Origin of the sequence: Xanthomonas sp. 3498, assembly GCF_014199795.1 — a bacterium.
Taxonomy (GTDB): Bacteria; Pseudomonadota; Gammaproteobacteria; order Xanthomonadales; family Xanthomonadaceae; genus Xanthomonas_A; species Xanthomonas_A rydalmerensis.
On the sequence record NZ_JACHOH010000007.1, the window covers coordinates 204044 to 216921 of the forward strand.

Annotated in this window: 14 protein-coding genes; 2 read left to right on the forward strand and 12 right to left on the reverse strand. The window is 70.1% G+C overall.

The features are described 5' to 3' along the window. Positions 1 to 160: 160 nt before the first annotated feature. Positions 161 to 1177 carry a glycoside hydrolase family 5 protein gene (locus tag GGR66_RS18260; protein WP_255421773.1) on the forward strand — a complete coding sequence of 339 codons (1017 nt, stop codon included), beginning with the start codon at positions 161 to 163 and terminating at the stop codon, positions 1175 to 1177. Between the two features lie 85 nt (positions 1178 to 1262). Here GGR66_RS18260 and GGR66_RS18265 read toward each other — a convergent pair whose 3' ends face one another. The 12 genes from GGR66_RS18265 to GGR66_RS18320 form a co-directional block, all read right to left on the reverse strand. Then, a complete protein-coding gene (locus tag GGR66_RS18265) occupies positions 1263 to 2000 on the reverse strand; it encodes a haloacid dehalogenase-like hydrolase (RefSeq protein ID WP_184449630.1) in 738 nt (245 codons plus the stop codon). Continuing rightward, complete coding sequence (gene trpC, locus GGR66_RS18270; RefSeq protein WP_160966423.1) at positions 1997 to 2794, reverse strand: indole-3-glycerol phosphate synthase TrpC; 798 nt, start codon at positions 2792 to 2794, stop codon at positions 1997 to 1999. Before trpC ends, GGR66_RS18265 begins: the two co-directional genes overlap by 4 nt. Positions 2795 to 2958: 164 nt before the next feature. Continuing rightward, the gene (gene trpD / locus GGR66_RS18275; protein ID WP_160966421.1) at positions 2959 to 4017 is read right to left on the reverse strand and encodes an anthranilate phosphoribosyltransferase; all 1059 of its coding nucleotides are present in this window, start codon (positions 4015 to 4017) and stop codon (positions 2959 to 2961) included. Between the two features lie 53 nt (positions 4018 to 4070). Next, positions 4071 to 4709: a flavin reductase family protein gene (locus GGR66_RS18280; protein WP_184449632.1), complete on the reverse strand. Its 639-nt coding sequence runs from the start codon at positions 4707 to 4709 to the stop codon at positions 4071 to 4073. A 49-nt stretch (positions 4710 to 4758) separates the two neighbouring features. After that, on the reverse strand, positions 4759 to 5337 hold the full coding sequence (locus GGR66_RS18285) for an aminodeoxychorismate/anthranilate synthase component II (RefSeq protein WP_184449634.1): 579 nt from the start codon (positions 5335 to 5337) through the stop codon (positions 4759 to 4761). Positions 5338 to 5347: 10 nt separating this feature from the next. Further along, a complete protein-coding gene (locus tag GGR66_RS18290) occupies positions 5348 to 6124 on the reverse strand; it encodes an SIMPL domain-containing protein (protein WP_184449636.1) in 777 nt (258 codons plus the stop codon). Positions 6125 to 6145: 21 nt separating this feature from the next. After that, positions 6146 to 7285, reverse strand: coding sequence for an aminotransferase class I/II-fold pyridoxal phosphate-dependent enzyme (locus GGR66_RS18295; protein ID WP_221236501.1), 1140 nt, complete (start codon positions 7283 to 7285; stop codon positions 6146 to 6148). Further along, the gene (trpE, locus tag GGR66_RS18300) at positions 7216 to 8691 is read right to left on the reverse strand and encodes an anthranilate synthase component I (protein ID WP_184449640.1); all 1476 of its coding nucleotides are present in this window, start codon (positions 8689 to 8691) and stop codon (positions 7216 to 7218) included. The genes GGR66_RS18295 and trpE overlap by 70 nt, the downstream gene beginning before the upstream one ends. Positions 8692 to 9052: 361 nt before the next feature. Then, complete coding sequence (gene yegS / locus GGR66_RS18305) at positions 9053 to 9991, reverse strand: lipid kinase YegS (protein ID WP_184449641.1); 939 nt, start codon at positions 9989 to 9991, stop codon at positions 9053 to 9055. Positions 9992 to 10207: 216 nt separating this feature from the next. Beyond that, entirely contained in the window at positions 10208 to 10690 is a 483-nt protein-coding gene (locus GGR66_RS18310) for a GNAT family N-acetyltransferase (RefSeq protein ID WP_184449643.1), read from the reverse strand. Position 10691: 1 nt separating this feature from the next. Continuing rightward, entirely contained in the window at positions 10692 to 11360 is a 669-nt protein-coding gene (rpe, locus tag GGR66_RS18315; protein ID WP_184449645.1) for a ribulose-phosphate 3-epimerase, read from the reverse strand. Positions 11361 to 11369: 9 nt separating this feature from the next. Further along, complete coding sequence (locus GGR66_RS18320) at positions 11370 to 11702, reverse strand: DnaJ domain-containing protein (RefSeq protein WP_010341396.1); 333 nt, start codon at positions 11700 to 11702, stop codon at positions 11370 to 11372. 141 nt (positions 11703 to 11843) lie between these two features. Here GGR66_RS18320 and GGR66_RS18325 point away from each other — a divergent pair, with 141 nt between their 5' ends. Continuing rightward, positions 11844 to 12770: a phosphoribosylaminoimidazolesuccinocarboxamide synthase gene (locus tag GGR66_RS18325; protein WP_184449647.1), complete on the forward strand. Its 927-nt coding sequence runs from the start codon at positions 11844 to 11846 to the stop codon at positions 12768 to 12770. Positions 12771 to 12878 lie beyond the last annotated feature (108 nt).

The window sequence follows — 12878 nt, forward strand, 5'->3', positions numbered from 1 at the left end:
TCGCAGGAGCGGCGTCGGCGGCATCTGACGCGGTGCTGGCTGCGCTGCAGGCGGTTAGGCCGCGTTCGCTTTTCCCGGGGCGGGCCGCGCGATGATCGCGGCCGGGACGCTGCCGCCGATGGCTGCACGTCTCGCCCCGCCCCTGCCCCGCGAGACCGCCATGCGCCGTGCCGTTCCGCTTTTCCTGGCCTTGCTGTGCCTGGCGCTGCCTGCGCCGCGCGCGCAGGCCGACGACGCCTTCGCCCGGCTCGGGCGCGGGGTCAACATCCTCGGCTACGACCCGCTGTGGACCGACCCGGCGAAGGCGCGCTTCCGCCCGCCGCTGTACCGCACGATCCGCGACGGCGGCTTCCGCACGGTCCGGGTCAACCTGCAGGCCTTCGCGCACATGGACGCGGCCAACCAGCTCGACCCGACCTGGCTGAAGACGCTGGACACGGTGGTCGACCAGGCCACCGCGGCGGGCTTGAACGTGATCCTGGACGAACACGACTTCCACCCCTGCGCCGCCGATGCGGCGGTGTGCCGGACCAAGCTGCTGGCGTTCTGGAGCCAGATCGCCCCGCGCTACCGCCATGCGCCGCCGTCGGTGCTGTTCGAGATCCTCAACGAGCCCAACGGCCAGATGACCAGCGCGGTGTGGAACGAGCTGCTGCGCGATGCGCTGCAGATCATCCGCCGCGACAACCCGACCCGTACGGTGGTGGTGGGCCCGGGCAACAGCAATTCCTTCACCGCGCTCGACAGCCTGCGCCTGCCCGACGACGACACGCACCTGCTGGTCACCGTGCACTACTACAACCCGTTCCGCTTCACCCACCAGGGCGCGCCGTGGGCACCTGCGGACATCCGCGACCACACCGGCGTGGCCTGGGGCAGCGCGGCCGACCGCACCAAGCTGTACGGCGAGTTCGACCGCATCGCGGCCTGGGCCAAGGCGCACCATCGGCAGGTGCTGCTGGGCGAGTTCGGCGCCTACGAGCAGGCACCGCCGGCCGATCGACTGGCCTGGACCGTGGCCGTGGTCAATGCCGCGGAGAAGCGCCACTTCGCCTGGGCGTACTGGGAATTCGAGGGCAGCTTCGGCGCCTACGACATCGACCGCGGCCAGTGGGTCGCGCCGCTGCACCATGCGCTGGTGGGCAGCGACAGCACGTACGCCAAGTCCGGCAGTTGATCGCCGCAGGCAGCACCCGTACGAACGGCGCTGACGAGGCGCGGCCGTGGACGCTGCGTCGCCGAATGCGACGCGGCGCAGTGACTCACTCGGAAGCGACGGCCTCGCCGGCGCGGTCGCGGCAGCCCCAGTTGAGGATGGGCGTGCCGGACGGCAGCACGCGGCGGAACACCGCCACTGCGCTGTGCTTGGGATTGACCACCACCGGCGCGGCCGCGGCCTGCAGCAGCGGCAGATCGGCGGTGCTGTCGGAATAGGCCATGGCGATCTCGCCGTAGCCCAGTTCGCGCAGCATGCGCATCTTTTCCTCGTTGTGGCAGTGGCGCGTGGCGGTGACCGCGCCCAGGCGCGGGCCGATCAGGCTGCCGACCACCGGCACGTCCTGGTGCGCGACGAAGCCGAGGATGGCGCGCGCCAGTTCCGGCGGCGCGCCGGTGGCGACCACCACCCGGTCGCCGGCGGCGCGGTGCCGGGCGAACACGTCCAGCGCCTGCGGCAGCAGCCGCTGGCGGATCTGCGCCTGGTGCTGCAGCACGTACTGGTCGATGATGCGGTTGAACTCGCGCGCGCGGCGCAGGCCGAAACTGGCGATCCAGACATAGCCGGAGATGCCGGTGCGCCGGGTCGGCAGCATCGCCACCAGCGGCCCCAGCAACGGCGTGGCCAGCACCGCGGCGGCCAGGCGCAGCGGATTGCGCTTGATCAGCCAGGCGAACAGGTGGCTGCCGGAGTCGCCGTCGTACAGGGTGTGGTCGAAATCGAACACCACCAGCGGCGCATCGGCACGCGGCAGCGGATACGCGCTCGGATCCTGCGCGCTCATGCCGCGAAGAACAGCTGGCGCAGCGCCTCGCCCGGCTCCTCGGCGCGCATGAACGCCTCGCCGACCAGGAACGCATGCACGCCGGCGCCGCGCATCAGCGTCACGTCGTCCGGGCCGAGGATGCCGCTTTCGGTGACCAGCAGGCGGTCGCGCGGCACCGCGTCCTGCATCGACAGGGTGGTCTGCAGCGACACCTCGAAGGTGCGCAGGTTGCGGTTGTTGATGCCGATCAGCGGCGCCGGCACCTGCAGTGCGCGCTCCAGTTCGTCGATGTCGTGCACTTCCACCAGCACGTCCATGCCCAGTTGCAGCGCCAGCGACGACAGCTCGGCCAGTTGCAGGTCGTCCAGCGCCGCCACGATCAGCAGGATGCAGTCGGCGCCGAGCGTGCGCGCCTCGTAGACCTGGTACGGATCGATGGTGAAATCCTTGCGCAGCACCGGCAGCGTGCAGGCATCGCGCGCCTGCTGCAGATAGCGGTCGTGGCCCTGGAAGAAATCCTCGTCGGTCAGTACCGACAGGCAGGCGGCGCCGCCGAATTCGTAGCTGACTGCGATGTCGGCCGGGTGGAAGTCGGGCCGGATCACACCCTTGGACGGGCTGGCCTTCTTGACCTCGGCGATCACCGCCGGATCGCCGTTGGCGATGGCGGCCTGCAGCGCGCGGGCGAAGCCGCGGGTGGGCGGCATGGCCTCCGCGCGGGCGGCCAGCTCGGCCAGCGGCACGCGCGCGCTGCGCGCGGCGATCTCGTCGGCCTTGCGCGCGAGGATGGTGCGGAGAATGTCGCTGCTCATGCGGTTGGGATCCTGGGGGATGGCCGGATTATCGGCGATGTGGGGTAAAGAAGGGATCGGGACCCGGGACCCGGGACCCGCAACCGCCTAGGCCGCCATGCACGTGTTGCAACTGACGACTGGATGGCCGGACGCGAATCGCCGCAGATCGGCGAACTGCGCTCTTACCGGGTCCCGGGTCCCGGGTCCCGGGCCCCGACCAGACCCTGCGTACATGCCACATACGCCTCCAGCTTGGCCCGCGCACGCCCATCGGCGATGGCCGCGCGCGCCAGGGCGATACCGGCGCCGATGTCCTCGGCCAGGCCGGCCACGTACAGCGCCGCGCCGGCGTTGAAGGCGACGATGTCCAGCGCCGGGCCCGGCGCGTTGTCGAGCACGGCGCGCAGCATCGCCATCGATTCGGCGGCGTCGGCGACCTTGAGGTTGCGGCTGGCCGACATGGCGATGCCGAAGTCCTCCGGGTGCACCTCGTACTCGCGGACCTGGCCGTCGCGCAGTTCGCCGACCAGGGTGCCGGCGCCGAGCGAGAGTTCGTCCATGTCGTCGCGGCCCCACACCACCAGCGCGCGCTCGGCGCCCAGTTCCTGCAGCACGCGCGCCTGGATGCCGACCAGGTCGGGGTGGAACACGCCCATCAGGATGTTCGGCGCGCCGGCCGGATTGGTCAGCGGGCCGAGGATGTTGAAGATGGTGCGCACGCCCATCTCGCGCCGCACCGGTGCCACCACCTTCATCGCCGGGTGGTGCACCGGCGCGTACATGAAGCCGATGCCGGTGGCGTCCAGCGCCTGCGCCACCTGCTCGGGCTGCAGTTCGATCGCCGCGCCCAGCGCCTCCAGCGCGTCGGCGCTGCCGGACTTGGAGGAGACGCTGCGGTTGCCGTGCTTGGCGACTTTGGCGCCGGCGGCCGCGGCGACGAACATCGCGCAGGTGGAGATGTTGAAGGTATGCGAGCCGTCGCCGCCGGTGCCGACGATGTCGACCATGTGGGTGCGATCGACGACCGGCACGGTGCGCGAGAACTCGCGCATCACCACCGCCGCGCCGGCGATCTCGCCGACCGTCTCCTTCTTGACCCGCAGCCCGGTGAGGATGGCCGCGGTCATCATCGGCGACACCTCCCCGCGCATGATCTGCCGCATCAGCCCGACCATCTCGTCGTGGAAGATCTCGCGATGCTCGATGGTGCGTTGCAGGGCTTGCTGGGGGGTGATGGTCATGGGGGAGGATCTGCTCGTAGGGCTGGAAGTGGGAGGCGCCGCGCCGGATGCGCTTAGCGCGCCTGCGTCGGCCGCGGCATGCGCAGGCGCCCTTGCGCCAGCACCTCGAAGTAGTCGGCCGGGCCGCCGGCGCGCAGCAGGGTGGCGACCGCTGCCGGGTCGTAGATCCCGTCCTGCAGCGCGTGCTCGGCGATGTGCACGCCGATCACTTCGCCCAGCACCAGCCAGGTCTGGATCGGCTCGCCGCGCGCGCTCTGCAGCGGCAGCAGCTGGCTGAGCCGGCATTCGAAGCTCACCGGGCTGGCGGCGACCCGTGGCGCGGCGATCAGGCGCGAGGGCGCGGCAACGAGGCCGGCCAGGGCGAACTCGTCGACCTCCGGCGCCACCGCGGCGGAACTGGCGTTCATCGCCTCGGCCAGCGGCCGCGTGGCCAGGTTCCAGGTGAACTCGCCCGTGGCCTCGATGTTGCGCACGCTGTCCTTCCAGCCGATGCTGGCGAAGCCGACGATCGGCGGGACGTAGTTGAAGGCGTTGAAGAAGCTGTAGGGCGCCAGGTTGGCGACGCCATCGGCACCGCGCGAGCCGATCCAGCCGATCGGCCGCGGCCCGACGATGGCGTTGAACGGATCGTGCGGTAGCCCGTGGCCATTGGCCGGTTCGTAGAAATGGAAGGCGTCGGTGCGATCGTGCATCGGCAGGGTCCGGCAATGACGGAAGGCGCGCGGCGTCGGCGCAGCGCGCTCAGCGCTCCAGGAAGTTCTTGAGCAAGGCGTGGCCGTGCTCGGTGAGGATGGACTCGGGATGGAACTGCACGCCCTCGACCGGGAACTGGCGATGGCGCAGGCCCATGATCTCCTCCACCGTGCCGTCGTCGTGTTCGGTCCAGGCCGTCACCTCCAGGCAATCGGGCAGCGTGGTCTTCTCCACCACCAGCGAGTGGTAGCGGGTGGCCTCGTAGCGGTCCGGCAGGCCGGCGAACACGCCGCGGCCTTCGTGGCGGATGCGCGAGGTCTTGCCATGCATGATGGTGCCGGCACGCACCACCTGCCCGCCATAGACCTGGCCGATGCTCTGGTGGCCCAGGCACACGCCCAGGATCGGGATGCGCTGGCCCAGTCGCTCGATCAGCGGCAGCGACACCCCCGCCTCGTTCGGCGTACACGGCCCCGGCGAGATGACGATGCGCTCGGGCGCCAGGCGCTCGATCTCGTCAACGCTGAGCGCGTCGTTGCGCACCACCTTGACCTCGGCGCCCAGCGCCTGCAGGTACTGCACGAGGTTGTAGGTAAAGCTGTCGTAGTTGTCCAGCATCAGCAGCATGGCGAAGGACTCATTGCGCGATCAGGAAGACCGCATAGACGTTTTCGGAAAGGGTGAGGGTGCCGGCTTCGAGGGATTCGGCCATGCCATCGGCCGCACGCGCTGTGGAGAGGTCAGCTGCCGGCGCCGGTGGCGCACTCACCAACTGCACCGCGACCGACTCGGACGGCCACTGCCCGGCCTGGATGCCGTAGGCGAAGTTCGGCGCCACCTCGGAGATGGTGTACAGACCGCCCAGGCGCACGCCGTAGGCCTTGGCCAGGGACTGTGCGGAGCTGCGAGTCTGCTCGGCCGCCTGGCGCTTGAGCTCGGCGCGCAGCGCGGCTTCGCCGCTGTAGCGTGGCGCGATTCCCGACACCTGCACGTCCTCGCTGGTAGCCAACGCGCCCAGCAAGGCGCGCACATCGTCCAACGCGGCGAACTCGGCCGACAGTGTGCGCTGCACGCGAGTGCCTTCGAACAGTTGCTTGTCTCCTTGGTAGCGACGCTCGGGCGCGATCGACAGCGTCGTGGCCTGTACGCTGCCGGCCAGCGCGTGGCGCTGTGCGAACGCGGCCAGCACCTTTTCGGCATTTGCCTGCACGCGCTTGCGCGCCGCACCTGGGTCGGCGTCCACGGCGCTGAGGGTGATGGTTAGACCGAAGCGATCCGGCACCACTTCGCGCTTGGCTTCGCCCTTCACCAACAAATGCGACTGCGACGGCAGGCTGTTGACCTGTGCGCTAGCGCACGCCGGCAGCGCCAGCACGGCGGCAAGAACCCATGGACCGATCTTGCTGAGTTTCATCGTCCTCTCCTTGGTGGAAAATCAGCCGGCCGCACGCGGCGCGCCGGACTGGATCAGCGTCGCGAAATCCGCGATCAACGCATCGACCGCCGCGTCCTGCGTGGCCCACGAGGTGACGAAGCGGATCACCCAGCGGCCGTCGTCCAGCAGTTGCCAGCGCTCGAAGTCGTAGCGCTGCGCCAGGGCCTCGAACGCGGCGGCGGGCAGGATCACGAACAGCTGGTTGGTCGGCGAGTCCGAGGCGAACTGCGCGCCTGCCGCGGCCAGCCCGGCGCGCAGCCGCGCGGCCATGCGGTTGGCGTGCGCGGCTAGCTGATAGAACAACCCGTCCTCGAACAGTGCGGCGAACTGCGTACCCAGCACCATGCCCTTGGCCAGCAGCGCGCCGCGCTGCTTGAGCAGGTAGCGGAAATCCGCTTTAAGGGCCGAATCGAGGATCACCAGCGCCTCGCCGAGCAAAGCGCCGTTCTTGGTGCCGCCGATGTAGAACGCATCGGTCAGCGCGGCGACGTCGGCCAGCGTCAGGTCGTTGCCCTCGGCGGTGAGCGCGCTGCCGATGCGCGCACCGTCCAGGAACAGCAGCAGGCCGTGTGCGTCGCAGAACGCGCGCAGTGCCTGCAGTTCGTGCCTGCGGTACAGGGTGCCGACTTCGGTGGTGTTGGACACGTAGACCAGACGCGGCTGCACCATGTGCTCGTTACCGTGCTCGGCGAGCAGCGGCGCGATCCGCTCCGGCGTGAGCCGGCCGTCGGCCGCGTCCACGGTGAGCACCTTGTGCCCGGTGGCTTCGATCGCACCGGTCTCGTGGGTGGCGATGTGGCCGCAGACCGCGGCGATCACCGCCTGGTGCGGGCGCAGGAACGCGGCGATGGCGGTGAGGTTGGCCTGGGTGCCGCCGACCAGCAGGTGCACGTCGGCGTCGGCGCAGCCGATCTCGGCGCGGATCAGTTGCGCGGCGCGCGCGCTGTGCCGATCCAGGCCGTAGCCGGCGTTCTGCTCGACGCTGGCCGCGGCCAGGGCGGCGAGCAGGCGTGGATGCGCGCCTTCGCTGTAGTCGTTGCGGAAGCCGATCCGCGGCGACGCGGCGGCGCTCACAGCCCCTTCGCCGCTTCGGCGACCGCGCGGAACAGCGCGCGGCCCTTGTTCATCGTCTCGTCCCATTCGGCCTGCGGGTCGGAGTCGTAGACGATGCCGGCGCCGGCCTGCACGTGCAGGCGGCCGTGCTTGATCACCGCGGTGCGGATGGCGATGGCGGTGTCGGCGTCGCCGTGCCAGCCGAGGTAGCCGATGCTGCCGGCATAGACGTTGCGCTTGATCGGCTCCAGCTCGCGGATCACTTCCAGCGCGCGGATCTTCGGCGCGCCGCTGACGGTACCGGCCGGGAAGGTGGCGCGCAGCACGTCGGCGTAGCTGAGCCCGGGCAGCAGGGTGCCGGTGACTTCGCTGACGATGTGCATGACGTGGCTGTAGCGTTCGATCACGAAGCGCTCGCCGACCGCGACGCTACCGGCCTGCGAGACGCGGCCGGCGTCGTTGCGGCCCAGGTCGATCAGCATCAGGTGCTCGGCGCGCTCCTTCGGATCAGCCAGCAGCTCCGCTTCCAGCGCCTGGTCCTCTTCCGGCGTCTTGCCGCGCGGGCGGGTGCCGGCGATCGGGCGCACGGTGACCTGGCCGTTCTCCAGCCGCACCAGGATCTCCGGCGAGGAGCCGACCACCTGGGTGTCGCCGACGTCGAGGAAATACATGTACGGCGACGGATTCAGCGCGCGCAGCGCGCGATACACGTCCACCGGGCGCGCGGTGAACGGCACGCTCAGGCGCTGGCTCAGCACCACCTGGAAGATGTCGCCGGCGCGGATGTAGTCCTTGGATTTCTCCACCGCGGCGATGAAACCCTCGCGGGTGAAGCCGGAGACGAAGTCGCTTTCGTCCAGCACGTCGCGCGCCAGCGGCGCGGGGTAGCCGGCACCGGGCTGGCGCAGCGTGGTGGTGAGCGCATCCAGGCGCGCCTGCGCGCGTTCCCAGGCATCGACCTCGGTCGGGTCGGCATGCACGATCAGGTACAGGCGGCCCTTGAGGTTGTCGAAGACCGCCACTTCCTCGGACAGCATCAGCAGGATGTCCGGGGTGTCCAGCTCGTCGCGTGCGACGGCGCCGGCCAGGCGCGGCTCGATGTAGCCGATGCATTCGAAGCCGAACCAGCCGACCAGGCCGCCGGTGAAGCCGGGCACGCCGGCCAGCTTGGGCACCACATGCTGCGCACGCAGCGCCTCGACCTCGGCGAAGGGATCGGCGACCTCGCGGTGCTCGATCAGTTCGCCATGGTCGCGCACCTCGAGCGTGTGCCCGCGGAAGGTGTACACGCGGCGCACCGGCAGGCCGATGATCGAGTAGCGCCCGAAGCGTTCGCCGCCTTCGACCGATTCGAACAGGTAGGTGTGCGGGGCGTCGGCGAGCTTGAGATAGACCGACAGCGGCGTGTCCAGGTCGGACAGCACTTCGCGGACGACGGGGATGCGGGTGTGACCTTCAGCGGCGTAGCGCTGGAACTGCTCGCGGGTAATCAAGACGGCTTTCCTTCCGGGACTCGGTGACAGGGCGGACGACGGCTGCAGGCCACCATCGCCACGCACGGCGAGCGGAAGTGAAGGAAAGCGGGGTCGTCAGGCTGGACACGGCGGCTACTTTACCGCAACTGCGGCGACTGGCAACGGTTGCAGACGCGACCGATCGATCGCGATGCGCAGGCGCTCGGCGAGGATGTCGCGTCGGGGCTGAAGTCCCTCCCACAGGGGTTGATTGCCTGGGTACATCTCCGTAGGAGCGGCTTCAGCCGCGACGGGCGTTACCGGGAATGCCCGTCGCGGCTGAAGCCGCTCCTACGAGAGCAATACGCTGGCAGCACGCGAGCAGACGAATGCGGGGCCGCTAACGCCTGCGCGGCTGCAGCAACGGCGACTCCGGCGGCAGGTGCATGCGCAGGCGCCCTGGCACGCAATCGATGCGGAAGTGGCGCGAGGTTTCCGGCTCGCCGTCCAGGTTCAGGGTCAGCGGCTGCGCCGCCTCGATCTGCAGCCACGGCAGGCGCGCGCGCACCGCCACCCGCTCCAGCGCCGCCTGCTTGCCGGAGGTGACCAGGGTGCCCAGGGTCGCGGCGACCTCGCCGGTCAGTTCCGGCACCAGGGTCAGATCGAGCAGGCCGTCGTCGAGCAATGCGTCCGGGCACAGGACCTGGCCGCCGCCGGCCTGGCGGCCGTTGCCCAGGCCGAGCGCGATGAAATCGCCTTCCCAGGAAAAGTCCGGCCCCGCGAAACGCGCCCGGATCGGATCGATCCGGCCCAGCCGGCTCATGCCGGTGACCAGGTAGGCCAGCCCGCCCAGCATCTTCTTCAGGCCTTCGTCGGTCTCCACCGTGACCTGGGTGCCGAAGCCGCCGCTGGCGACGTTGGCGCACCAGTGCGGGCCGTGCTCGGCCTCGATGCGCAGCAGGTCGATCGGCAGCGCCGGGGTACGTGCGATCAGTTCCAGCGCCTCCAGCGGCGGCAGCGGAATGCCGGTCGCGGTGGCGAAATCGTTGGCCGTGCCCAGCGCGACCAGGCCCAAGGCCGGCAGCTCGGCGGCCGATTCCTGGCGATGCGCCAACGTCGTGGCGACCTCGCTCAGGGTGCCGTCGCCGCCGGCGGCGACGATGCAGGCCGCGCCATCGGCCACCGCCTCGGCCACGTAACGTTCGGCATCGCCCTGCTCCCAGGTCACCCGCACCTGCAGCGCCACGCCGCGGGTACGCATGGCCATGACCGCCTCGCGCAACGCCTCGTCGCCGGCCGACTTGCCGTTGAGGATCAGACGCCAGTGCGCTGCAGCCATGCGGACCTTCCCGGGGTGAGGCGCCCACGCTAACGGGCACGGCATGCGCGATGCGTGAATCCAGGCGCGCACGTTGTCATACGCACGTCACCGAGCGTCCGGAACATGGAAGGCCATAGCAAGGAAGACGGATGGAGGCAGGATCAGCCTCCGATTTCTCTCCCAGGGGCCGCACCGGCGACGGTGCGGTTCTTTTCTTTGGCGGCCCGGCGCCGCTCAGCCGGCCGCGAATCTGGCCAGCGCCTCGCCCTGCAGCCGGTACACGGTCCACTCGTCCTGCGCGCGGGCGCCAACCGCTTCGTAGAAGTCGATCGCCGGCTGGTTCCAGTCCAGCACCGACCATTCGAAGCGGCCGCAGCCCTCGGCCACCGCCTGCCGCGCCAGATGCTGCAGCAGCGCCTTGCCGGCGCCCACGCCGCGGTGCGCCGGGTCCACGTACAGGTCTTCCAGGTACAGGCCGTTGCGGCCGAGCCAGGTGGAGTAGTTGTAGAAGTACACCGCGTAGCCGATCGGCTGGCCATCGGCCTCGCAGATCAGCGCCTGCGCGCGGACGTCGGCGCCGAACAGGCTGGCGCGCAGGCCGGCCTCGTCGGTCTGCACCGCGTCCTCGGCGCGCTCGTAGCGCGCCAGGTCGCGGATCAGGCGCAGGATCAGCGCCGCGTCGTCGGCCACCGCCGGGCGGATGTGCAGGGCCGCCACCTCAGCGCGCCGCCACCGCGGCGCGCATCTGCGCGATCACCGCGGCGTAGTCCGGCGCATTGAAGATGGCCGAGCCGGCGACGAAGGTGTCGGCGCCGGCGGCGGCGATCGCGGCGATGTTGTCCGGCTTGACCCCACCGTCGATCTCCAGCCGGATCGGCTTGCCGCTGGCATCGATGCGGGCGCGGATCGCGCGCAGCTTGTCCAGCGCCGAGGGAATGAAGGCCTGGCCGCCGAAACCCGGGTTGACCGACATCACCAGCACCAGGTCCAGGTCGTCCAGCACCCAGTCCAGGATGTCCACCGGCGTGGCCGGGTTGAGCACCAGGCCGGCCTTGCAGCCGTGCGACTTGATCAGCTGGATGCTGCGGTGCACGTGGCGGCTGGCCTCGGGGTGGAAGCTGATGATGCTGGCACCGGCCTCGGCGAAATCCGGGATCAGCCGGTCCACCGGCTCGACCATCAGGTGCACGTCGATCGGCGCGGTGACACCGTGCTTGCGCAGCGCCTGGCAGACCATCGGGCCGATGGTCAGGTTCGGCACGTAATGGTTGTCCATCACGTCGAAGTGGATCCAGTCGGCGCCGGCGCGCAGCACGGCATCCACTTCCTCGCCGAGGCGGGCGAAATCGGCGGACAGGATGGACGGGGAGATGATGCAGTCGGACATGGTGGGATCTCAGCGCTTGCGCAGGGTGCGGATACGGTCGTAGGCGGTGTTGAGCTGGCTGGCCTTCTTCTCGGCGCGAGCGCGCAGCTCGGGGCTGGCGCTGGCGACCTTGTCGGGGTGGTACTGGGACATCAGCCGGCGATAGGCCAGTTCGATCTCGGCGTCGGTGGCGTCGCGGGTCAGGCCCAGTTCCCGATAGGGATCCTCGCGCTGGGACAGCTTGAACCAGTCAGCGTCGAAGGCATGCCCGATCAGCAGCCCGATCAACGCGCCCAGCACCGGCGTGGGCCGCAGCAGCAGGGCCCCGGCGATGGCGCCGAGCAGTTTTCCGTACCAGGGCATGGGCGAGGGCGGGCGCGGCGTCAGGGCCGGCCATTTTACGGCACAGCGGGGCATTCCGGCCGTACACTACGCGGCCCGCCGTCCGCCGCGGGCCCGCCGGGTCCCGGGACGGTCGCCATTGCGAAGTCCGTAGGAGTGCCTGTGTCCACCACGCTGTTGCAATCCGATCTGCCCGGCCTGCCCTTGCGCCACCGCGGCAAAGTCCGCGACGTGTTCGATATTCCCCGCGAGCGCCTGCCGGCCGACGCGCCGCCCGGCGACTACCTGCTGATGGTCGCCACCGACCGCCTGTCCGCCTTCGACGTGGTGCTGCCCGACCCGATCCCCGGCAAGGGCGAGATGCTGTGCCAGGTCTCCAACTTCTGGTTCAAGAAGACCGACCACCTGATGCCCAACCACCTCACCGGCATCGACGTGGCCGCGGTGCTGCCCGAGGGCGTGGACAAGGCCCTGTACGCCAAGCGCGCGGTGGTGACCCGCAAGCTCAAGCCGGTGCCGGTGGAAGCCATCGCCCGCGGCTACCTGATCGGCAGCGGCTGGAAGGACTACCAGCGCACCGGCAAGGTCAGCGGCATCGAACTGCCCGACGGCCTGCGCCAGGCCGAGAAGCTGGCCGAACCGATCTTCACCCCCTCGACCAAGGCGGCGGTCGGCGACCACGACGAGAACATCGACTTCGACGCCATGGTCAAGACCGTGGGCGCCGAACTGGCCGAGCGCGTGCGCGACGCCACCCTGCGCATCTACCGCTTCGCCGCCGACTTCGCCGCCGAGCGCGGCATCCTGCTGGCCGACACCAAGTTCGAGTTCGGCACCGACGCCGACGGCCGGCTGTACATCATGGACGAGATGCTGACCCCGGATTCCTCGCGCTACTGGCCGGCCGACGAGTACGAAGTCGGGACCAGCCCGCCGAGCTACGACAAGCAGTTCGTGCGCGACTACCTGGAGACGCTGGACTGGGGCAAGACTGCGCCCGGCCCGCGCCTGCCGCAGGACGTGATCGACCGCACCCGCGCCAAGTACGCCGAGGCGCTGCAGCGGCTGGCGGGGATTTCGGTCGACTGAGCGCGGTGCTGCCATGCGCCGGTGTGCCGGCGCATGCGGGTGGTCGCGGAAGGCGGCCACCTTGCGGTCACGCGCCGCTCTGCCTGTTGCTTCACCAGCTGATAATCC

What these genes read in the sequence shown, in the direction of transcription:
- GGR66_RS18260 (WP_255421773.1), top strand. Translation starts at nt 161, where the DNA reads ATGCGCCGTGCCGTTCCGCTTTTCCTGGCCTTGCTGTGCCTGGCGCTG.
- GGR66_RS18265 (WP_184449630.1), bottom strand. Translation starts at nt 2,000, where the DNA reads ATGAGCGCGCAGGATCCGAGCGCGTATCCGCTGCCGCGTGCCGATGCG.
- trpC (WP_160966423.1), bottom strand. Translation starts at nt 2,794, where the DNA reads ATGAGCAGCGACATTCTCCGCACCATCCTCGCGCGCAAGGCCGACGAG.
- trpD (WP_160966421.1), bottom strand. Translation starts at nt 4,017, where the DNA reads ATGACCATCACCCCCCAGCAAGCCCTGCAACGCACCATCGAGCATCGC.
- GGR66_RS18280 (WP_184449632.1), bottom strand. Translation starts at nt 4,709, where the DNA reads ATGCACGATCGCACCGACGCCTTCCATTTCTACGAACCGGCCAATGGC.
- GGR66_RS18285 (WP_184449634.1), bottom strand. Translation starts at nt 5,337, where the DNA reads ATGCTGCTGATGCTGGACAACTACGACAGCTTTACCTACAACCTCGTG.
- GGR66_RS18290 (WP_184449636.1), bottom strand. Translation starts at nt 6,124, where the DNA reads ATGAAACTCAGCAAGATCGGTCCATGGGTTCTTGCCGCCGTGCTGGCG.
- GGR66_RS18295 (WP_221236501.1), bottom strand. Translation starts at nt 7,285, where the DNA reads ATGGGACGAGACGATGAACAAGGGCCGCGCGCTGTTCCGCGCGGTCGC.
- yegS (WP_184449641.1), bottom strand. Translation starts at nt 9,991, where the DNA reads ATGGCTGCAGCGCACTGGCGTCTGATCCTCAACGGCAAGTCGGCCGGC.
- rpe (WP_184449645.1), bottom strand. Translation starts at nt 11,360, where the DNA reads ATGTCCGACTGCATCATCTCCCCGTCCATCCTGTCCGCCGATTTCGCC.
- GGR66_RS18320 (WP_010341396.1), bottom strand. Translation starts at nt 11,702, where the DNA reads ATGCCCTGGTACGGAAAACTGCTCGGCGCCATCGCCGGGGCCCTGCTG.